This window comes from Variovorax sp. LjRoot84, assembly GCF_964254305.1.
GTDB lineage: Bacteria > Pseudomonadota > Gammaproteobacteria > Burkholderiales > Burkholderiaceae_C > Variovorax.
Genome location: NZ_CAXUTE020000001.1, coordinates 1,145,395 through 1,165,757 on the forward strand (window position 1 = coordinate 1,145,395; position 20,363 = coordinate 1,165,757).

Below are 20,363 nucleotides of genomic sequence, written 5' to 3' on the forward strand. Positions count from 1 at the left end.
TCCGCTTCATGCTGTCTCTCAAGAACAAGACTCTGCTGAGCGCCGTGCTGGCGGGCGCATCGGTCCTCTTCGGCGCCTCCGCCCAGGCCGCCATACCGATCGAGCATTGGGCGCTGCCCAACGGCGCGAAGATTTATCTCGCCGCCACCAACGCCTTGCCGATCGTCGATGTGCAGATCGATTTCGACGCCGGCAGCCGGCGCGATCCGCCCGCGCAGGCCGGCCTGGCGGGCGTGACGGCCGGCATGGTCGAGAAGGGTATTCGCGCGAGCGGGCGTCCCGCTGCCGGGCCGCCCCAAAGCGGGACAGCCCCCTCGGGGGGCAGCGAGGACACGTCAGTGCCGAGCTTGGGGGCCTATGACGCGGCGATGGACGAGAACGCGCTCGGCGAAGCCTGGGCCGATCTGGGCGCGAACTTCGATGCCAGCGCAGGCTCCGACCGCATGAGCTTCTCGCTGCGCACGCTGTCTCAGCCAGCATTGCTCGACAAGGCGGTGCGATTGGCCTCGCGCGAAATCGGCGAACCGGCCTTTCCCGAAGACGTGTGGAAGCGCGAGCGCGAACAGCTCAACGCGTCGATCCGCGAAGCCAACACCAAACCCGCGACCATCGCCGGCCGCGCCTTCTCGCAGGCGGTCTACGGCACGCATCCCTATGGCCAGGACACGACCGAGGCCACGTTGGCGCAGATCGACGTCGCCACGATGCGCCAGCGCTACGAGCAGCTCATCCTGCCTTGCCGCGCCAAGCTCAGCATCGTGGGCGCGGTCACGCGCGCGCAGGCGGAGGCTATCGCAACCACGCTGTTGTCGCGCCTGCCCATGGCGACCGAGCCCGGCGGCTGCACCGCGTTGCCGCCCGTGCCGCAGGTCGCCGCGCTCGCCGCGGCGAAGGAGGAACGCCTGCCTTTCGATTCGGCGCAGGCGCACGTGTGGATCGGCCAGCCCGGCTACCCGCGCAGCGACCCGGACCATTTCGCGCTCACGCTCGGCAACTACGTCCTCGGCGGCGGCGGCTTCGTTTCGCGCCTGACCGAGGAGGTGCGCGAGAAGCGCGGCCTGGCCTACAGCGTCTACAGCAGCTTCTCGCCGGGGCTGCACGCGGGCGCCTTCCGCATCGGCTTCCAGACCCGCCCCGACCAGGCCGCGGAAGCGGTGAAGGTCGCGCGCGAGGTGCTCGCGAAGTTCGTTGCCGAGGGACCGACCGCGGTCGAACTCAAGGCTGCCAAGGACAACCTGATCGGCGGTTTCCCGCTGCTGCTCGACAGCAACCGCAAGCTGCTCGGCAACGTGTCCAACATCGCGTGGAACGATCTGCCGCTCGACTATCTCGACACCTGGACCGCGCGCATGAACGCGGTCACCGCGGCCGACATCAAGGCCGCATTCGCGCGCAAGCTGCAGCCCGAGCGGATGGTGACGGTGGTGGTAGGCGGCAAGCCTTGAGGGGCAAGAGCTCATGCGTGGCTGACGTTAAGCTGTGCGCGTGAAAGCCATAGCCCGAACCACACCCCCTGCATCGCCCAAGCTCGCGAAGGCGCCCCGCGCCATCCGCATCATCGGCGGCCAATGGCGGCGCACGCGCCTTGCCGTGGCCGACAAGCCCGGCCTTCGCCCAACGCCCGATCGCGTGCGCGAGACGCTGTTCAACTGGCTTGCGAGCCTGGCGGGCGCCGGCGGCGGCGAGCTGCCGGGCTGGCATTGCATCGACGCCTTCGCCGGCACCGGCGCACTGGGCCTCGAAGCCGCATCGCGCGGCGCCGCTTCGGTGCTGCTGTGCGAGCAGGACGCGGCGCTGGTGGCGCAACTGCAGACATTGAAGACCAAGCTGGCGGCCGAAGCGGTGCGCATCGAGCGCGGCAACGGCGTCACCGCGCTGGAACGCGCGCCGGCCGGCAGCGCACATGCGGTCTTCCTCGATCCGCCCTTCGAGAACGCGGCGCTGTACGAGCCCGCGCTGCGCGCCGCCGCGCGTGCCCTGCAGCCAGGGGGCGTGATCTATCTCGAAGCCGCTCGTCGCTGGAGCGACGAGGAACTGGCCGCGCTGGGGCTCGCGGCCTATCGTTATCTCAAGGCCGGCGCGGTGCATGCGCATCTCCTGATACTTGCGACTGACAGCACTGCATAATCCGCCGGATCAGGCCGCATCAACTGCATGAGGAGGAAGCCACCATGTCCAGCAACGTGATCGCGGTATACCCCGGCACCTTCGACCCCATGACGCTCGGTCATGAAGACGTGGTGCGCCGAGCGACCCAGCTGTTTTCCAAGGTCATCGTCGCGGTGGCGGCCGGCCATCACAAGAAGGCCTTGTTCACGCTGCAGGAACGCATGGACATGGCGCGCACGGCGGTTCAGCCGTACAGCGACCAGGTCACCGTGGAAAGCTTTTCGGGACTCCTGCGCGATTTCGTCGTCGCGCGGGGCGGCAAGGCCATGGTGCGCGGCCTGCGCGCGGTGACCGACTTCGACTATGAGTTCCAGCTCGCCGGCATGAACCGTTCGTTGATGCCGGATGTGGAAACAGTGTTCCTGACGCCCAGCGACAAGTACCAGTTCATCTCGAGCACCTTCGTGCGCGAGATCGCGATGCTTGGCGGCGAGGTCGACAAGTTCGTTTCGCCCAACGTCCAGGACAGCCTGATGGCCAAGGTGCGGAGCCTCGGCCGCGAATGACGCCGCCCCGTCTCCATGCGCTGGGTGACGCCGCACTGCTGTGCGAACTCCCCGCACCGGCGACGCTGGCACAGCAGCAACAGATCTGGGCATTGGCGACCGAAGCGCTGCAGTGGCGCGGCGTCCACGAAGTCCTGCCCGGCATGAACAACCTGAGCCTGCTGTTCGACCCGGAGCAGATCGATGCTGCCGAGCTCGAGATGCAGGTGCTTTCCGCGTGGCCGCAACTGGCCGCGACCTCGATCCAGGGGCGCGAGATCGAGATTCCGGTCGCCTATGGCGGCGAGGCCGGCCCTGACCTCGCCGACGTGGCTGCGCACACCGGTCTGACGCCGGCCGAGGTCGTGCGGCGCCACAGTGCCGGCGAATACATCGTCTACCTGCTCGGCTTCCTGCCGGGCTTCGCGTTCCTGGGCGGGCTGCCGCCCGAGCTGGCGACGCCGCGGCGTGCCGAACCCCGCGTCGCGGTGCCGGCCCGCTCGGTCGGCATCGGCGGCGAGCAGACCGGCATCTATCCGCTGGTGTCGCCGGGCGGCTGGCAACTGATCGGGCGGACCTCGCTCGAGCTCTTCGACCCGCGCGCGGAGGAGCCGACCCTGCTGCGCCCTGGCGACCGCGTGCGCTTCCTCGTGGAAAGCCTCGACGCGTGATGTCGAGCGCCTCCCTGACGATCCTGCGCCCCGGCATGCTGGCCTCGGTGCAGGACCTGGGCCGCTACGGCCATCGCCAGCAGGGCATCTGCCCGGGCGGCGCGCTCGATGCGCTGGCCCTCACGCTGGCCAACCGGCTGGTCGGCAATGCCGACGGCGCGGCCGGCCTGGAGCTCACGATGGGCGGCTGCGAAATCCGGTTCGAATCGCCCACCCGCATCGCCCTGGCCGGCGATGACTTCGGCGCCCGGCTCGACGGTGCGCCGCTGTGGCCCTGCTGGAGCGTTCCGGTGGCGGCGGGCCAGGTGCTCAAGCTGGGCGGTGCCAACCAGTGGAGTTCCAAGGAAGGGCTGCGCAGCTGGCTGGCGGTGGCGGGCGGCATCGATGTGCAGCCGGTCCTCGGCTCGCGCAGCACCGACTTGAAGGCCGGCTTCGGCGGCCTTCTGGGCCGGGCGCTGAAGAAGAACGACCGGTTGCCCCTGGGCGTGCCGGCCCTGGATGCGCCACAGATGGCGCGCCGCGCCTTCGGTTTGCGCGCGCCCGAGTGGGAGCACGACGACGACGGCGCGCTGGTGCTGCGCGTCATGCCCGGCCCCGAGTTCGAGCAGTTCACCGTGGCCTCGCGCGAACTGCTGTGGCGTGAGCCCTGGCGCACCACGTCGCAGAGCAATCGCATGGGCAACCGGCTCGAAGGCCCCGAGCTCAAGCGTAAGCGCAGCGCCGACATGCTGTCCTCGGCGGTGATCCCCGGCACGATCCAGGTGCCGCCCTCGGGGCAACCGATCATCCTGATGGGCGATGCGCAGACCACCGGTGGCTATCCGCGCATCGGCGTCGTCATCCGGGCCGACCTCTGGAAGCTCGCGCGGGCGCCGCTCAACGGCCGGCTGCGGCTCGCGCCGGTCGATGCTGCAGCGGCGCTGGAAGCCTGGGCCGATCAGCAGCGCTACCTGGCGCAGGTGGCGCAAGCCCTGGCGTCTGCAGGCTGGCGCACGACAGCGCAAAATTCCCCCAAGGAAGCCTATGAACCCCCAGGCTCATCACTTCGTGTATTCGCTGCCCCCTGAGGCGGCTCTGCGGGAGGCATGACCATGCAGATTGACCTCAACGCCGATCTCGGCGAAGGCTGCGACAACGACGAAGCGCTGCTTCGCCTCGTGAGCTCGGCCAACATCGCCTGCGGCTGGCATGCGGGCGACGCCAAGACCATGCGCCAGTGCGTGCGCTGGGCCATCGCCAACGGCGTGGCGATCGGCGCGCACCCCAGCTTCCCGGACCGCGAGAACTTCGGCCGCAGCGAAATGCAGCTGCCGCCCGAAGAAATCGTTGCCGGCGTGCTCTACCAGGTCGGCGCGTTGGCGGCGATCGTCAAGGCCGAAGGCGGCACGCTGGCGCACGTCAAGCCGCATGGTGCGCTCTACAACCAGGCGGTGAAGGACCCGGTGCTGGCCGAGGCGATCTGCGAAGCGGTGCGGCGCTTCGACCCCGGCCTGCGCTTCTTCGGGCTTGCGGGCAGCGGCATGATCAGCGCCGCCGAGCGCGCCGGCCTGAAGCCGGTGGAGGAAGTGTTCGCCGACCGCGGCTACATGCCCGACGGCAGCCTGGTGCCGCGCAGCCGGCCCGGCGCCCTGATCGAGGATGAAGAGCAATCGCTGGCGCAGACGCTCTCCCTGGTGCGCGATCACAAGGTGACCGCCATCGACGGCACGGTGGTCGACGTCAATGCGCAGACCGTTTGCCTGCATGGCGACGGCGCGCATGCGCTGGAGTTTGCGAAGCGCATCCGCGAGCGCCTCGCGACCGAGGGCATTGCGGTCGCTGCCACGGTCTGATTTCGTCGCGCGCCGTGAACGTGCTGCTGACCGGCTTCGAGCCCTTCGACAAGGAAGCGCTCAATCCTTCATGGGAAGCGGTGCGCACGCTCGACGGCTGGCGCTGCGAAGGCGCCGCGGTGCATGCGCGCCGCATCTCCTGCGTGTTCGGCGCGGCGCTCACCGAGCTCGATGCCGCCATCGACGAACTGCGGCCGCAACTGGTGCTCGCCATCGGCCAGGCCGGTGGCCGCAGCGAGATCACGCCCGAGCGCGTCGCGATCAACATCGACGATGGCCGCATCTGCGACAACGCGGGCTGCCAGCCGATCGACGAGCCCGTGGTGGCGGGCGCGCCGGTCGCCTATTTCTCGAGCCTGCCGATCAAGGCCATGGTGCGCGATCTGCGCGCTGTAGGCATCCCGGCCGCGGTGTCGAACACGGCCGGTACCTTCGTCTGCAACCACCTGTTCTTCGGCCTCATGCACCGCATCGCGACGCGGCCGGTGCCGGGCATGCGCGGTGGCTTCATCCACACCCCCTATCTGCCGGAGCAGGCGGCGCGTTTTCCGGGCGCACCGAGCATGGCGCTCGACACCGTGATCGCGGCGCTGCGCATCGCGGTCGCCACATCGCTCGCGGTGCGCGAGGATGTGCGCGAAACGGGCGGGCAGTTGAACTAGGCTCTTGCCAACAGCAGGCGCTCGAGCCACGGAATCAGCGCGGCATTGACGAAGGCGGGCTTTTCCATGGTCAGCATGTGACCGCATTCCTCCACCCACACGAGTTCGGCCCGCGGCACGGTCTGCGCGATTTCCTGCGAGCATTCGGGCGGCGTCAAGCGATCGCCGTCGCCGCAGACCACGAGCACGGGGCAGCGCAAGGAGGGCAGATGCGGGCGCGCATCGGGGCGCTGCATCAGCGCGCGGTTCTGGCGAATCAACTGCTGCGCGCCGGCATCGAGCACGAGCTCGACATAGCGCTGCACCAGCGCCTTGTCGCCGGCCTGCGTCGGGTGAAAGGCGAAGCCCGCGTTGAATTCGATCACGTCGCGCGCCTCACCACGCTCGAAGAGCTCGATCGCCGATTCGCGCAGCTTGTACATGTCCGGCGTTTCCGGCCGCGCATTGGTGCCGAGCAGCGCGAGCCCCGCGATGCGCTCTGGCGCCTGGCGCGCGGCCTCCAGCGCGATCATGCCGCCCATCGAGGCACCGCAGAGGATCAGCGGGCCGGCATGCTCGCGCAGCACGGCTTCGGCCATGGTTTCGATGCGCTCGTGGCGCATGTGGGCGTCGCTCACATGCACGTCGAGCGTGGCGGGCAGGGCAGGCAGCTGCGCCTCCCAGAGGCGCTCGTCGCAGGCGAGGCCGGGCAACAGGACAAGACGGGACATCGGTGGATTCTCCGCGAAGAAACGGCTGCCTACATGCTGACATCTGCTGCGAGGAGAATAGAGGCCAGACCATGTCCACCGAAATCATCCTGATCCGCCACGGCGAAACCGACTGGAATCGCGAACTCCGCTTTCAAGGCCACATCGACGTCCCCCTCAACGACCTTGGCCATGAGCAGGCACGCCGGCTCGGACTGCGGCTCGCAGGCGAGCCGGTGCAGCACCTGATCAGCAGCGACCTGATGCGCGCGCAGCAGACGGCGGCGCCGGCCGCGCGCCAGCTCGAACTCGAGATCCTCACCTCGGCCGCGTTGCGCGAGCAGCACTTCGGCATCGTCGAAGGCATGCGCGCCGACGAGATCCAGAGCCTGCATCCGCGCGCCTGGGAAGACTGGCTCCAGTTCCGCGAAGACCATGCCATGCCCGAAGGCGAGTCGGCGCGCCAGTTCCACGCGCGCATCATCGAGGCGCTGGGCCGCATCGCCGGCGCCCATGCGGGACAGAAGGTGCTGGTGGTGACGCACGGCGGCGTGCTCGACATGGTCTGGCGCACCGCGCGCGGGCTGGGCTTGAACGGGCCGCGCCAGAGCGAGATTCCCAATGCGGGCTTCAATCGCATCCGCATGGCCGACGCCGCGGCGCCAGAACAGATCGAGATCGTCGACTGGGCCGACACGCGACACCTGGCCGATCTGCCGCCGCAGCCCACCTACGACCAGAGCCGCCATCTCAAGAAGTCATGACCGCCCGTTGTCGCCGCACCCATTGCGCTGGAGCACCGGCAGCAACTGCGGCCCGAACGACTTCAGCAACTGGACCGGCAGCGCGCTCGTGAAGCGGTAGCGCGCGGCGTGGGGCTCGCGCACGTACGCCAGGATCGTGCCGTAGTAGCGATCGCCGATCATGAAGACGAAGGTGGCCGAGCGGCCGATCTTGCGCTCGGCGATCACCTGGCCGCCGCGCCCCCTGAGTTCGTAGCGATGGTCGCCGGTGCCGGTCTTGCCGCCGATCTCGATCGCGCGGCCGTCTGCGCCCACGAGCGCACCCTTCAGGCGCCGTGCCGTGCCTTCGCGCACCACCGAGAACAGCGCCCGCCGCGCCGTCGCGGCCACCTCGGGCGGCAGCACCTGCAGGGCGGCCGGGCCACGCTGTTCGAGCCGGCTCTCGTAGGGCGTGTCGCGTGCGAAGTGCAGTGCGCCAACGCGCTGCACCGGCCGCCGCGCGCCGTCGTTGACCAGGATGCCCATCAGTTCCGCCAGCGCCGCGGGCCGGTCGCCCGATGCGCCGATCGCGCTCGCGTACGAGGGCGTCAACGACGCGAAGGGGTAGCCCAGGCGCTGCCATGAGCGATGGACCTGCGCGAAGGCGTCGCGCTCGAGCAGCTCGCGGATGCGCCGGTCCTGCGCGCTCTTGTGGCGCGTCTTGAAGAGCCAGGCATAGACCTCCTGGCGCTCGCGCGCGCTGGCGTCCAACGCCTGGGCCAGCGTCGCGTCCGGCTGCTGCCGCAGGAAGCCGACCAGCCAGAGCTCGAGCGGATGCACGCGGGCCACGTAGCCGCGGTCGGCGAGCGACAAACCGGCATAGGTGTTGCGCAGCGCACGCAGTGCGCGCGGCGAGCCGGCACCGCGGCCGAGCTTGCGCGCGAGCAGTTCGTCGAGCTGCGCATCGCCGGCTTCGGGTTCGATCGTGAACAGCACGCTCGCGAGGCGCGGCGCCGATGGCCGCACGCCGCGCAGCAGCAGCGCTTCGGCCTCGGCCGCCGACTTGCCCTTGTACTTGCGATGGAAGCGCGCGAGGTAGGCCGAGCCCTCGTTGTCGGCGAAGCGCGCAAGCATCTCGCGGCGGCGCGGGTCGGCCGGATCCTGCAGCAGGCGCTGGCCGTCGGTGGCTTCGCCGAACATCCGGTGGTACACGATGTCGCGCATCAACCGGATGAATACCAGGTTGACCGAATGATTGAAGGCTTCCTGCACGGTCATCGAAGCGGCGGCGTGCGTGCGATCGAAGTTCTCGAAGTGATGCAGGCCGCCGCCGGTGAAGAAGGCCTCGCCTTCGCTCGCCGAGTAGCGGCGCTGCATTGCAGCCTCCAGCATCGGTGCAAGGCTGCGGTCCTTGGCGTGCAGAAGGTACTGCCGTGCCCACGTGCCGAGCGGATCGCGATCGCTGGGCTTTAGCGCGGAGAGCGCGGGCGCGTCGAGCCCGACCCAGCGTTCATGCAGCTCGGCGACCAGTTCGAGGTAGCTGACCAGCGTGCGCAGCTTGGCCGTCGAGCCGAGATCTAGCCGGGCGCCCTGGTTCACATCGAAGGGCTGATCGATGTTGTCGGCCTGAACGCGCAGCAGGTTCGCGTGCGCGCCGCGCTCATACAGCGTGAAGCTGTAGATCAGCGGGCTGAGATTCGCGCCCGGATCCAGCCGGTGATCGCCGATGAGCCCTGCCGACTTCGCCGCGGCGGGCGTGCGCAGCCTGGTCAGCGCGTGGATGGCAAGCGCCTGGGCCTCGTTGTCGAGGCTGGTTTCCGCTTCGAGGTCGAGGCGTTCGAGGTCGTAGGCACGCGGCACATCCAGCAGCGTGGACACATGGGTGCGCAACGCGTTCACCGCCTTGCGTTGCACGAAGTCCGGGCGCGGCGCCGCCGGCAACTCGGCCTGCTGCTGCAGCGGGACTGCCAGCGCGGCATCGCGCAGCGCGGGCGCGATGATGCCCGCATCGCCCATCAGCCGCAGGTAGCTGTCGGTGAGCCGTGTCAGGCCCTCGCCGTTGCCGAGCAGATGCTGCGAGGGACGACGCTGCGCGATCATCAGCGACAGCGCCTGCTTGAACGCCACGGCCTGGCGGCGCAGCACCTCGTCCGAGGGCGCCGTCTCTCCGCCGGTGTCGGCCAGCAGACGATTGACTTCGCCGAACTCGCGCCCGTACCAGGTCCACAGGCCATCGCCCAGGCCATGCACTTCGCCGAATCCCGGGCGTGCCGCCAGGGGCACGGTGTCGAGGTAGTCGACGACGATCTGGCGGCGCCGTGCCAGCGTGTCGTCGCCGTCCTGGTAGGCACGCAGCGAGGCCGATGCCATCTGGCGCAGCTTGTCGCCGACCGAGGCCGTGCGACCCCCAGGCGAATGGCGGTACTTCTCGATCTGCGTGGCCAGCGTGCTGCCGCCGGAGGCCGGGCGCGTGACGTCGAGCGCCCGGTGCATCTGTTCGAGCGCGGCTTTCGCGAAGCGCTCCGGATCGATCGCGGGGTTGCGCTGCGGCGGCTGGGCATCCAGCAGATGGCGATCCTCGACGAAGAGCAGGGCATTGACCAGGAGCGGCGGCACCTCCTCGAAGCGTTCGTACACGCGCTGCGGCACGCGCGTGCGCAGCAGCGTCTGGGCGCGGCAGTCGCTCACCGTCAGGCCGGCCTGGTTCTTCTCGCGGTAAGGCCCGAAAAGCCCGCGTTCGTGCAGCTCGATCAGCCGCGGCGACATGCGTGCTTGGCGGGTCAGCACATAGCCCTGGGCCTGCAGGCGCTCGATGTAGTTGGGCAGCTGGCGGTAGCCCAGGCGCTCGTCGTAGGGTCCGCTATGGGGAAAACGGATGGCGGCGCTGGCGCCGGCATCGACGCTGAAGCGCGCGTCGCGGGCATAGTCGTGCCACAGCGCCGATTGCAGCCGCGAGGTCTTGAGCTCGTCCACGGCGAATGCGACGAGCGCAGCCACCCCGGCGAGCGCCGCGCCGAGCCAGAAGACCGTTCTGAACCTTGCCACGCTCTGCCTCGCAATGAGCCCGTACCGTGGGTTCGTCAGCATGAATGATGCTCCTTTCGGCGCTATTTGGCATAGCTCCCTAGGCCGGAAACTCGGCTGCCAAGCGCGGCTCCAACGGATGCCGGCGCCTTATTGCCGGCTGGAGGTACAGACCATGATGCAACTCAAGCATTGGCAAGACCCGGTCAACGGTGCGCTGGGTGTCTGGTTGGCTCTTTCGCCCTGGATCCTGGGCTACACCGGCGAGGCTGCTGCCATGCCGAACGCAGTGATCGTCGGCGTGGCGCTCATCGCCGCGGCCTTCGGCGCCATGCTGCTCCCCCAGGCCTGGGAAGAGTGGGTCGAAGCGGCATTGGGGCTCTGGCTGATGGCGTCCCCCTGGGTGCTCGGCTTCAACGCCCATGGCGACGCCATGCTCACGGCGGTCATTACCGGCCTCGTGGTCCTGGTGCTGGCGTTGTGGACGCTCCTGACCGACAAGGACTACAGCCGCTGGTGGCACGACCGGACCGCGCACTGACGGGGTGACCCCGCGTGCGGATAGCGCTCAGGCGGGATCTTTCGCCGCCGGCGCCCACCTGCCCGCCGCCCGCAAGCCCAGCGCGGTGTAGACCGCATCGGCCTGCCGGCGCAGGCGCAGCGATTCCGGCTGCCCGTTGACCTGCTGCTGCAGGATGCCTTGGGCACCGGCCATTGCGGCCTCGATGCCGCTGCGGATCAGCGCGTCGAGGAAGACCTGCTCGAACAGGTCGCGCTGCGCATGGCTGCCGCCGATCTCCATCAGGCGCGGGAGCGCCTGCCCCATCGATTCGATCGTTGCCCCGAAGTCGCCACGCGCATGGGCAAGAAGTCCATGCGCCGCGGGCACGCAGACGCGCTGCCAGGCGGCACGCGTCGAGGCCGGCGCACGCGGTGCGTAGGCCTCGATGTTGCGCAGCAAGGCCTCGGCCTCGGGCCGTCCGGCGCGAGCCAGGCCGTAGAGGTACTGCAGATCGAGGAAGGGCAGCACGTGGTCGTTGAGCCGCTGCGCGAGGTAGGCGGCCAGGTCCTGCCAGCGTTCGCCCACATCGATGCCCGCGAGCTCGAAGCGCGCGAGCAGCGATACCGCGCCGATCTGGTCCTGCGAATAGTCCTTGACCACGCCCCACACCTCCCGGTCGTAGACGGCGAGTGCCTCGTCGTCCCTGCCCAGGTCGATCAGGAACAGCGCCACGTGCCACCAGTTGTGCGTGACCATGAAGGAGTTGAGCCCGACCCAGGTGCCGCTCACCTCCTGCATGAAGGCCAGGCCCTCGGCGAGCCGGCCCTCGGTCAGCATGACGTGGCCGAGCGCATGGTGCGCCCAGGGCTCCTTGCGTTCCATCGCGATGGCGCGCCGCGCGCTGGCTTCGGCCTCGCGCATCAGATGGCATTGCTCGTAGCCGAAGGCGGCCATGCCGTGCAGGTAGGGCACGTCGGCGGCCGCGGGGAGCGCCGCCAGCGTGAGCCGCAGCATGCCGGGGCAGTCGCCGGTGTTGAAGCAGTGGTACTGGCCGAGCTTGACCGAGGCCAGGTCGCGCGGATGTTCGCGCGCCTGCTCCTGGTGCAGCGCGATCGCACGGGCGATGTCGCCATCCGCCCAGGCCGCGACCGCCGCGATGTAGCGCTGCTCGCGCGAGCTGGCGCGCGCTGCGCCGGCCTGCGCGCGTTCGAGAAAGGGGCGCGCGTTGGAGGCGGCGTCCCGCGATTCGGCAAACAGGTGCAGCGTTGCGCAATAGGCCTGCACGATCGGGCTCTCGTCCTGCGCGGCGGCCAGCACGTCGACTGCGCGCGCCTCGCAGGCGATGAAGCCTTCGACGAAGTCGTTGACCGCGCGCAGGCTGGCGGCGTCTGTCAGGCTGACCGGGTTGCCGAGGCTGTCTTGCATGAAGCCTATTTTGCCGCGCGGGCGCCGCCGGGCCGCCCCAAGGCGGGCCGCGCCTCCCCCTCGGGGGGTGGCGAAGCACACGGAGTGGCAAGCCGGGGGGCTTCTCACACCCCGGCCTGCTGGTGCCTGTACTCCTGTGTGAGGCCACCGTAGCCGTAGGCCGCGGCGCGCGCGTCGATCAGGTGCACATACGACACCTCGTGCAGGTTCTTGCGCAGCGCTGCCATCGCGGCGTGGATCTCGCGGAAATAGCGGGCCTTCTCCGCCTTGGTGTTGGTCTCGTCCGTGATGCTGATGTCCAGGTGGAAGGCCGACTTGCCGAGCTCGGCCAGCGATCGGCCGCCTACGAACCAGGCGTCATCAGCGATGTACTGCACCGCGACGGCGATCACCGGCAGCTTCTTGCCGAGCACGGTCTGGGTCAGTTCGGTCACCGTGTCGACGGTGCGGCGGGTGAGCTGGGCGTCGGGCTGGCCGGAGAGATGAATGACGATGTGAGGCATGGTTCTTTCCTTTTCGGTGGTTGGTGCCGCCATTGTGGAAAGATCGATGACATCGGAAAAGCGGGAAGATATGATGCTTGTCATCTGTTTTACGAATGGATAGAGCCAATGCAGACCTTCGACCTCGAGCAGCTGAGAACCTTCGTCGCTGTCACCGAAGCGGGCAGCCTCACGGCAGCGGCGCCGCAGATCTTCCTCTCGCAGTCCGCCGTCAGCGAGCAGATGCGCAAGCTCGAGGAGCGCGCCGGCCAGTCGCTGCTGACGCGCAGCAAGGCCGGCGTGGCGCCCACGGCAGCGGGCATCCGTTTGCTGGCGCATGCGCATCGGCTTCTGGCGCTCTCCGACGAAGCCTTCAGGGACATGCGCGGCGAGACGCTGCAGGGCGAACTGCGGCTTGCGGTCACCGACTATTTCAGGCCGGGCGATCTGACCCGGCTGTTGAGCCGCCTCGGCGAGAGCTATCCGCAGGTGCGTTTGCACGTGAGCATCCTCAAGAGCGGCGCGATCGAGGCCGGGTATGCGAAGGGCGACTTCGACGTCGGCCTGTCGATGCGCATCACCGGCACGCCGGGCGCCGCGGCCAGGTCGGATGCGCCGGTGCTGTGCCGCGAGTCGCTGGCGTGGATGGGCGCGGCCGGCCTGCGCATCGCACGCGGCGAGCCGCTGCGCCTGCTGGTCTTGCCCGACACCTGCTCGCTGCACCAGTTCACGGTGCAACTGCTGCAGAAGCGGCGCGTGCCCTACGCGGTGGCCCACGTGGCTTCGGGCGTGGCCGGCCTGCAGTCGGCACTGGCGGCCGGATTGGGCGTGGCCTGCCTCAACGAATCGGCGCTGTGCGAGGGCGTGGCGCGCCTGCCGCCACCGCATGGCCTGCCGGCGCTGCCGCGGGTGGCCTTCCATTTCCTGCCGGCCCGGCGCGGCGAATCCGATTTCGTCGCGCGTGCGCGTGAACTGCTGGCTTCGCACCTCGTCTGAGGTGCGGGGCCGGCAGCGCCAAGCTCAGGCGCCGGGCGGTTCCGGCCAGGGCCGCTGCGGCTCGCGGATCAGTTCGAAGGCACGCGAGATCTTGAGTACGCCGAGATCGTCGAAGCGCTGCCCCGCGATCTGCAACCCGATCGGCAAGCCTTCGCTGGTGTAGCCGCAATTGATCGACGCGGCCGGCTGCTCCGACATGTTGAAAGGCACGGTGAAGCCGATGTGCTCGAGCGGCCGCAGCGGGTCGTTGGTGGGCGAGGGCAGTTCGGCGGCTGCCGGGGAGTTCGGCGCGGTGGGCGAGATCACGTAGTCGAAGCTTGCGCAGGCCGCCACCGCCGCGACGCGCGTCGCATGGAACTGGCTGAAGGCGCGGAACACGTGTTCGCCGCTGAAGGCCGCTGCACTCTCGGCCCATTCGCGGATGTAGGGCAGGACCTTCGTGCGCTGCGCGGGCGGGAGCGCGTTCATGTCCACCAGCGAGCGCATGCGCCACAGGTGGTCCATGCCGTCGAGCATGGCCTGCGACATGAAGGGCTGCATCGGCTCGACGATGGCGCCGGCCTGCTCGAAGAGGCGCGCCGCATGCTCGACCGCCGCGCGGATCTCGGGCTCGACCGCGAGGCCGCAGCCGGCATCGAGCAAAAGGCCGATGCGCAGGCCGCGCAGGTGATCCGCAGCGACATCGAACTCGGACCACGCGATGTCCTGCGCCGGCAGGCTCATGCTGTCGCGCACGTCGGGCCGGGCCAGGGCTTGCATCATCAGTGCGGCATCGGCAACGCTGCGCGTCATCGGGCCGGCCGCACGGCCCATGTAGGGCGGATCGATCGGGATCCGGCCCAGGCTGGGCTTGAGCGTGAAGATGCCGCACCAGCCGGCCGGCAGCCTGAGCGAGCCGCCGATGTCGGTGCCGATGTGCAGCGGGCCGTAGCCTGCGGCCGCTGCGGCACCTGCGCCGGCGCTCGATCCGCCCGGGGTCTTGCGCAGGTCCCAGGGGTTGCGTGCCAGCGTGTGGAAGCTCGAGAGGCCGGAGGACAGCATCCCATAGTCGGGCATGGTGGTCTTGCTCACGATCACCACGCCGGCTTCCTTGAGGCGAGCGGCCGGCGGCGCATCGGCCGCGGCGGGACGCGGTTCGACGGCAGCCGTGCCGGCCGGCATCGGATCGCCGCGCGTCGCGATGTTCTCCTTGATCGTCGTCGGTACGCCGTCGAGCGGGCCGCGCGGCTCGCCGCGCCGCCAGCGCTCTTCCGAAGCGCGCGCCTGTTCGAGCGCGGCTTCGGGGCGCAGCAGCCAGGTGGCCTGCAGATGGGGCTCCCAGCGCGCGATGTGATCGAGCACGGCTTGCGTGACTTCGACCGGCGAGAGGCTGGCGTCGCGGTAGGCGGTGGCGAGTTCCTGTGCGGACAGGTCGTACAGGCGGGTGCTCACTCGGCAGCCTCCGCGCTGCGCGCTGCGGCATTCGCCTTGGGGGCGGCCCGGCGCCTCACGACCACGACAGCGCCGACAGATCGTTGGCGAAGATCGGCATGTCCTTCCAGAGTCCTTTCACGCCCTTCTTCGCGATGGTCGGGAACTGGGGCTGGAACAGGAAGCCGTTGGCCGCGTCGGCGGCGAGCAGCTTCTGCGCGTCGCCGAGCAGCTTGACGCGCTCGGCCGGATTGGGCGTGGTCTTGATCTTGTCGAACAGCGCGTTGAATTCCTTCGACTGGTAGCCCCAGTAGTAGTCCGACTTGGCGTAGTTGCCGAGATCGAAGGGCTCCACGTGCGAGATGATCGTCAGGTCGTAGTCCTTGTTGCCGTAGGTGCCGCTCAACCACTGCGCCCATTCGACGTTCTGCACCTTCACGGTGATGCCGATCTTGGCCAGCTGCGCGACGATCACCTCGCCACCCTGGCGCGCATAGGGCGGGGGCGGCAGCGTCATCGTGAGTTCGAGCGGCGTCTTGACGCCGGCTTCGGCGAGCAGGGCCTTGGCCTTCTCGATGTTGAAGGGATTGACGGCGGTGGTGTCCACGAAGCCGGTGGCGCCCGGCACGTAATGGCTGCCGATCGGCACGCCGAAGCCGTCGGCGGCGCCTTCGACGACGGCCTTGCGGTCGATGGCCGCCGAGATCGCGCGGCGCACGCGCACGTCGTCCAGCGGCTTCTTCTTGTTGTTGAAGGCCAGGATGGTCTTGGCGCGCGAGCCGCCGAGGATCACCTGGAACTGCGGGTTGTTCTTGAACTGCGGAACGATGCGCGTCGCCGCGCGCGGGAAGGCGTCGACGTCGCCGGCCAGGAGCGATGCGGCCTGCGCGGCCGGATCGGAAATGAAGCGGAAGGTGACCTTGCGAATCTTCGCCGCGCCGGGGTTGCGGAAGCCCTCCCACTTGCTCAGCGCCAGCGAAGAGCCCTTGCTCCAGCTGTCGAGCTTGTAGGGGCCCGTGCCGACCGGCTTGGTGGCGTTGGTGTCCGCGCTCTTGGGCTCGACGATGACGGCGGTGGCTTGGCCCAGCACGAACAGGAGGTCGGGGTCGATCTCCTTGTTGATGATCACCACGGTGTTGGCATCGACCGCCTGCGTTGTCATGTTGGCGAAGGTGCGCTTGTCCTTGTTGGTGCTCTTCTCGCCGCCGGCGCGGTCGAAGGAGAACTTGACCGTCTGCGCATTGAAGGGCTCGCCGTTCTGGAACTTGACGCCCTGGCGCAGCTTGAAGGTGTAGGTGCGCAGATCCGGCGACACCTCCCAGCTCTCGGCCAAGAGCGGTGTGACGCTGCCGTCGGCGTTGATCTTGGTCAGCGTTTCCAGCACGTTGTATTGCACGATCTCGGCGATCGCGGCAGCGGCGCCCGCGGTCGGGTCCAGGCCCGGCGGTTCCAGCGCCATGCCGAGTACGATCGAATCCTTGCGGCCCTGCGCCAGCGCCGCTTGCGGCAGCGCGAGCGGCACGGTGGCCAGTGCGGCGGTGGTCAGAAGGGTGCGGCGTTTCAACATGGTCAGGGCTCCAGGAAAAAACTGAGAAGAAGAAAGCAATCGTTACATCATGCGCGAGCGGCCTCGCCGGCGGCAAGCATTTGCTTATGGCCTGGCCGCAGGCTCAGCGCGTGGTACCGCAGCGAGCAAGGCTTGGGTATAGGGGTGTTCCGCATGCGCGAACAGTCGCTGCGGCGTGCCGCGCTCGACCACCAATCCGCGGTGCAGCACGCAGACCTCGTCGCACAGGTGGTTGACCACCGCGAGGTCGTGGCTGATCAGCAGGTAGCTGATGCCGAACTGCTGCTGCAGGTCCTGCATGAGGTTCAGCACCTGCGCCTGGACCGAGACGTCGAGCGCGCTCACCGGCTCGTCGGCCACGATCAGCTTGGGCCGCGTGATCAGCGCCCGCGCGATCGCGATGCGCTGGCGCTGGCCGCCGGAGAACTCGTGCGGGTATTTGCCGAGGTCGCTGGCCCGCAGGCCGACGGCGGCGAGCGATTCGGCGGCGCGCTCGCGCTGCTCGGCGCGACTGGTTTCGGCCAGCGCCTCGAGCGGCTCGGCGACGATGCGGGCCACGGTCTGGCGCGGGTCGAGCGAACCGTAGGGGTCCTGGAACACCATCTGCACGTCGCGCCGCGCCGCGCGCAGTTCTTCCTTGGGCAGCGCATGGAGGTCGCGCCCGAGCAGCTTGACGGTGCCCGAAGTGGGCTTGTCGAGCGCCATCACCAGACGCGCGATGGTCGATTTGCCCGAGCCCGATTCGCCGACGATGCCCAGGCTCCGTCCCGGGCGCAGGCTGAAGCTCACGCCGTTGAGCGCCTTGACTGTCGGCGGCGGTCCGAAGAGGCGCTCGCGCGGCAGCGTGTAGTGGCGGACCAGGTCGCTGACTTCGAGCAGAGCGGTCACGCAGTCACTCCTTCGGCGATCACGTCGTCGAGCCGGATGCAGCGCACCTGGTGGTTGTGCGGCATCTGCGTGGGCGGCGGACGCGTCGTATGGCAGTCGTCGATCGTGAAGCGGCAACGGCCCGCGAAGGGGCAGCCCGCCGGCAGGTCGACCAGCTCGGGCACGCTGCCCTTGATGGTCGCGAGCTTCAGGCCGCGCGGTGCGCCGAGCGCGGGGCGCGCGGCGAACAGGCCCTGCGTGTAGGGATGCGCACGTTCGGCAAAAACGGCCGCGGTCGGCCCGCTCTCGACCACGCTGCCGCCATACATCACGAGCATCTTCGAGACGTTCTGCGCGATCACGCCCAGGTCGTGCGAGATCAGGATCAGCGCCATGCCGCGCTCGGCCACCAGGCTCTGGATCAGCTCGAGGATCTGCTTCTGGATCGTGACGTCGAGCGCGGTCGTCGGCTCGTCGGCGATCAGCAGGTCGGGGCCGCAGGCCAACGCCATCGCGATGCCGATGCGCTGGCGCTGGCCGCCCGAGAACTGGTGCGGATAGGCATCGAGCCGCGATGCGGCATCGGGGATGCCGACGCGTTCGAGCAGCGCCAGCGCTTCCTTGCGCGCGTCGGCGTTCGACAGCCCGCGGTGCAGCCTGAGCGGCTCGCCGACCTGGCGCGCGATGGTGTGGACCGGGTTCAGTGCCGTCATCGGCTCCTGGAAGATCATGCCGATGCGGTTGCCGCGGATCTCGCACATCGCACGCTCGGACAGGCCGACGAGCTCGCTGCCGTCGAAGCGGATGCTGCCCGTGACCTTGGCGCTGGCCGGCAGGAGCCCCATCAGCGACTGCACCGTGATCGACTTGCCGCAGCCCGATTCGCCGACGATGCCCATCGTCTCGCCGCGCTCCAGCGTGAAGCCGATGCCGCGCACCGCCTCGGCGGGACCGCGCTGTGTCTGCAGCTGGACGTGAAGGTTGTCGACTTCGAGCAGAGGCATGGTGCGGGATCTAGCGGGCACGGGCCAGGCGCGGGTCCAGCAGGTCGCGCAGACCGTCACCGAGCAGGTTGAGGCCGAGCACTGCGAACGCGATCGCCATACCCGGAAAGACCGCCAGCAGCGGTGCCTGGAACATCATGGTCTGTGCCTCGCTGAGCATGCGGCCCCAGGAGGGCTGCGGCGGCTGCGTGCCGAGGCCCAGGTAGGAGAGGGCGGCCTCGGCCAGGATTGCGATCGCGAAGCGGATCGTGATCTGCACGATCAGCACGGCCGAGATGTTGGGCAGCACGTGCTGCATGGTGATCGCGAACGCGCCCTTGCCGCAGGCGCGCGCGGCCGCCACGTACTCGCGCGACCAGATCGCGTTGGCCGATGCGCGCGTGATGCGCGCGAAGGTCGGGATGTTGTAGATGCCGATGGCGATGATCGCGTTGACGATGCCGGCGCCGAACACCGCCGTCATCATGATGGCCGACAGGATGGCGGGAAAGGCCATCGAGAAGTCGGTGAAGCGCATGATCGCTTCCTCCACCCAGCCGCGCCGCGCCGCGGCGAGCAGGCCGAGCGCGGTGCCCACCACCAGGCCGATGCCGACCGCGATCACGCCGACCAGGATGGACGCGCGCGCCCCCACCAGCAGCAGCGAAGCCACGTCGCGGCCGAAGGTGTCGGTGCCCAGCCAGTGCGCGCCGTTCGGCGGCTTGAGTTTGTTGGCGATGTCCATCTCGTAGGGGGACCATGGCGTCCAGACCAGCGAGACGGCGGCCGCGAGCAGCAGCAGCAGCGTGAGCACGGCGCCGATGGTGAAGCTGCGATGGTGCAGTGCGCGGCGCCAGAAGCCGGGCACCTTGAAGGCGGCCGCACTCGGTACGGCGCTGGGAATTGCGCTCATATGTCGCTGGCCTTGATGCGTGGGTCGATGACGGCGTAGAGCACGTCGACCACGAAGTTGACGATGACGACCATCGCGGCCAGCAGCATCACGCAGTTGCGCACCACGATCAGGTCGCGGTTACTGATGGCCTGAAAGATCAGCCGGCCGAGGCCCGGCAGGTAGAACACGTTCTCCACCACGATGGTGCCGGCCAGCAGCTCGGAGAACTGCATGCCCATCACGGTGATCACCGGGATCAGCGCGTTGCGCAGCACATGGGTCCACAGCACGGCCCGCTGCGAAACGCCCTTGGCGCGCGCGGTGCGCACGAAGTCTTCGCGCATCACTTCGAGCACGGCCGAGCGCGTGATGCGCGCCAGGATCGCCGCCTGCACCACCGCGAGCGAGAGGGCCGGCAAGAGCAGCGCCTTGAGCCCCGCGAACACGCCTTCCTCCCAGCCTTCGAAGCCGCCGGCCGAGAACCATTGCAGCTGCACCGAGAAGACGAGGATCAGCAGGATCGCGAACCAGAAGTTGGGGATGGCGATGCCCACCTGTGTCAGGCCCATCAGGCCGACGTCGCCAAGCTTGTTGTGGCGCGCCGCCGCCGTCACGCCCACGATGAGCGCCAGCACGGTGGTGAGGGTCATCGCGAGCAGCGCCAGCGGCACGGTCAGCGCGAGGCGCTCGAGGATCAGGTCGAGCACCGGCGAGCTGTAGGCGTAGCTGTCGCCGAGCTCGCCGGTCAGCAGGCCGCCGATCCAGTGCCAGTAGCGGGTCCAGGCCGGCTGGTCGAGCCCGAGCTTGGCGGCCAGCGCCGCCACCGCGTCGGGCGAGGCGTCCGGGCCCATGAGCATCTGCGCGGCATTGCCGGGCAGGATCTCGAGCACGAGGAAGACGATGACGGAAGCGCCGATCAGGGTGGCGATCAGCGTCACGAAGCGCTTGAACAGGAACAGGCTCATAGGGCGGGGGGCAGCAT

Annotated in this window: 20 protein-coding genes; 10 read left to right on the forward strand and 10 right to left on the reverse strand. The window is 69.0% G+C overall.

Annotated features, from left to right (window positions below):
- The first annotated feature begins 8 nt into the window (after window positions 1-8).
- The 7 genes from ACSQ9I_RS05760 to pcp are packed head-to-tail and all read left to right on the forward strand — an operon-like array spanning window position 9 to window position 5,819.
- Window positions 9-1,445, forward strand: coding sequence for a M16 family metallopeptidase (locus ACSQ9I_RS05760; RefSeq protein ID WP_436312529.1), 1,437 nt, complete (start codon window positions 9-11; stop codon window positions 1,443-1,445).
- A gap of 40 nt (window positions 1,446-1,485) precedes the next feature.
- Complete coding sequence (locus ACSQ9I_RS05765) at window positions 1,486-2,127, forward strand: RsmD family RNA methyltransferase (RefSeq protein ID WP_436312530.1); 642 nt, start codon at window positions 1,486-1,488, stop codon at window positions 2,125-2,127.
- A gap of 44 nt (window positions 2,128-2,171) precedes the next feature.
- Window positions 2,172-2,675, forward strand: a complete 504-nt coding sequence (gene coaD, locus ACSQ9I_RS05770) for a pantetheine-phosphate adenylyltransferase (protein WP_093109048.1) — start codon at window positions 2,172-2,174, stop codon at window positions 2,673-2,675.
- Window positions 2,672-3,325: a 5-oxoprolinase subunit PxpB gene (pxpB, locus tag ACSQ9I_RS05775; RefSeq protein ID WP_436312531.1), complete on the forward strand. Its 654-nt coding sequence runs from the start codon at window positions 2,672-2,674 to the stop codon at window positions 3,323-3,325. Before coaD ends, pxpB begins: the two co-directional genes overlap by 4 nt.
- Window positions 3,325-4,392, forward strand: coding sequence for a biotin-dependent carboxyltransferase family protein (locus tag ACSQ9I_RS05780; protein ID WP_436312532.1), 1,068 nt, complete (start codon window positions 3,325-3,327; stop codon window positions 4,390-4,392). The genes pxpB and ACSQ9I_RS05780 overlap by 1 nt, the downstream gene beginning before the upstream one ends.
- A 24-nt stretch (window positions 4,393-4,416) precedes the next feature.
- On the forward strand, window positions 4,417-5,157 hold the full coding sequence (gene pxpA, locus ACSQ9I_RS05785) for a 5-oxoprolinase subunit PxpA (RefSeq protein ID WP_093109092.1): 741 nt from the start codon (window positions 4,417-4,419) through the stop codon (window positions 5,155-5,157).
- Window positions 5,158-5,177: 20 nt separating this feature from the next.
- Entirely contained in the window at window positions 5,178-5,819 is a 642-nt protein-coding gene (pcp, locus tag ACSQ9I_RS05790) for a pyroglutamyl-peptidase I (protein WP_436315715.1), read from the forward strand.
- On the opposite strand, the gene ACSQ9I_RS05795 is transcribed toward pcp, so the two are convergent.
- The gene (locus tag ACSQ9I_RS05795) at window positions 5,816-6,529 is read right to left on the reverse strand and encodes an alpha/beta fold hydrolase (RefSeq protein ID WP_436302985.1); all 714 of its coding nucleotides are present in this window, start codon (window positions 6,527-6,529) and stop codon (window positions 5,816-5,818) included. The two genes, pcp and ACSQ9I_RS05795, sit on opposite strands and share 4 nt — an antisense overlap.
- A 71-nt stretch (window positions 6,530-6,600) precedes the next feature.
- Here ACSQ9I_RS05795 and ACSQ9I_RS05800 point away from each other — a divergent pair, with 71 nt between their 5' ends.
- The gene (locus ACSQ9I_RS05800) at window positions 6,601-7,272 is read left to right on the forward strand and encodes a histidine phosphatase family protein (RefSeq protein WP_436293920.1); all 672 of its coding nucleotides are present in this window, start codon (window positions 6,601-6,603) and stop codon (window positions 7,270-7,272) included.
- Here ACSQ9I_RS05800 and ACSQ9I_RS05805 read toward each other — a convergent pair.
- Window positions 7,267-10,317 carry a transglycosylase domain-containing protein gene (locus ACSQ9I_RS05805; protein WP_436312533.1) on the reverse strand — a complete coding sequence of 1,017 codons (3,051 nt, stop codon included), beginning with the start codon at window positions 10,315-10,317 and terminating at the stop codon, window positions 7,267-7,269. The two genes, ACSQ9I_RS05800 and ACSQ9I_RS05805, sit on opposite strands and share 6 nt — an antisense overlap.
- 112 nt (window positions 10,318-10,429) lie before the next feature.
- Here ACSQ9I_RS05805 and ACSQ9I_RS05810 point away from each other — a divergent pair, with 112 nt between their 5' ends.
- A complete protein-coding gene (locus ACSQ9I_RS05810) occupies window positions 10,430-10,795 on the forward strand; it encodes an SPW repeat protein (protein WP_093109043.1) in 366 nt (121 codons plus the stop codon).
- A 27-nt stretch (window positions 10,796-10,822) separates the two neighbouring features.
- Here ACSQ9I_RS05810 and ACSQ9I_RS05815 read toward each other — a convergent pair whose 3' ends face one another.
- Window positions 10,823-12,181, reverse strand: a complete 1,359-nt coding sequence (locus ACSQ9I_RS05815) for a tetratricopeptide repeat protein (protein WP_436312534.1) — start codon at window positions 12,179-12,181, stop codon at window positions 10,823-10,825.
- A 104-nt stretch (window positions 12,182-12,285) separates the two neighbouring features.
- Window positions 12,286-12,684, reverse strand: a complete 399-nt coding sequence (locus ACSQ9I_RS05820) for a tautomerase family protein (RefSeq protein WP_436312535.1) — start codon at window positions 12,682-12,684, stop codon at window positions 12,286-12,288.
- 108 nt (window positions 12,685-12,792) lie between these two features.
- Between ACSQ9I_RS05820 and ACSQ9I_RS05825 the strand changes: the two genes are divergently transcribed.
- Window positions 12,793-13,659 carry a LysR family transcriptional regulator gene (locus ACSQ9I_RS05825; RefSeq protein ID WP_436293916.1) on the forward strand — a complete coding sequence of 289 codons (867 nt, stop codon included), beginning with the start codon at window positions 12,793-12,795 and terminating at the stop codon, window positions 13,657-13,659.
- A 24-nt stretch (window positions 13,660-13,683) separates the two neighbouring features.
- Here ACSQ9I_RS05825 and ACSQ9I_RS05830 read toward each other — a convergent pair whose 3' ends face one another.
- The 6 genes from ACSQ9I_RS05830 to ACSQ9I_RS05855 form a co-directional block, all read right to left on the reverse strand.
- Window positions 13,684-15,090 (reverse strand): amidase, encoded by a 1,407-nt coding sequence (locus ACSQ9I_RS05830; protein WP_436312536.1) that lies wholly within the window; start codon window positions 15,088-15,090, stop codon window positions 13,684-13,686.
- 55 nt (window positions 15,091-15,145) lie between these two features.
- Window positions 15,146-16,636: an ABC transporter substrate-binding protein gene (locus tag ACSQ9I_RS05835; protein ID WP_093109039.1), complete on the reverse strand. Its 1,491-nt coding sequence runs from the start codon at window positions 16,634-16,636 to the stop codon at window positions 15,146-15,148.
- Window positions 16,637-16,720: 84 nt separating this feature from the next.
- Window positions 16,721-17,524 (reverse strand): ATP-binding cassette domain-containing protein, encoded by an 804-nt coding sequence (locus tag ACSQ9I_RS05840; RefSeq protein ID WP_436312537.1) that lies wholly within the window; start codon window positions 17,522-17,524, stop codon window positions 16,721-16,723.
- Entirely contained in the window at window positions 17,521-18,507 is a 987-nt protein-coding gene (locus ACSQ9I_RS05845; protein WP_436312538.1) for an ABC transporter ATP-binding protein, read from the reverse strand. The genes ACSQ9I_RS05840 and ACSQ9I_RS05845 overlap by 4 nt, the downstream gene beginning before the upstream one ends.
- A 10-nt stretch (window positions 18,508-18,517) precedes the next feature.
- Window positions 18,518-19,399 carry an ABC transporter permease gene (locus ACSQ9I_RS05850; protein WP_436293912.1) on the reverse strand — a complete coding sequence of 294 codons (882 nt, stop codon included), beginning with the start codon at window positions 19,397-19,399 and terminating at the stop codon, window positions 18,518-18,520.
- Window positions 19,396-20,346, reverse strand: a complete 951-nt coding sequence (locus tag ACSQ9I_RS05855; protein WP_093109035.1) for an ABC transporter permease — start codon at window positions 20,344-20,346, stop codon at window positions 19,396-19,398. Before ACSQ9I_RS05855 ends, ACSQ9I_RS05850 begins: the two co-directional genes overlap by 4 nt.
- Window positions 20,347-20,363 lie beyond the last annotated feature (17 nt).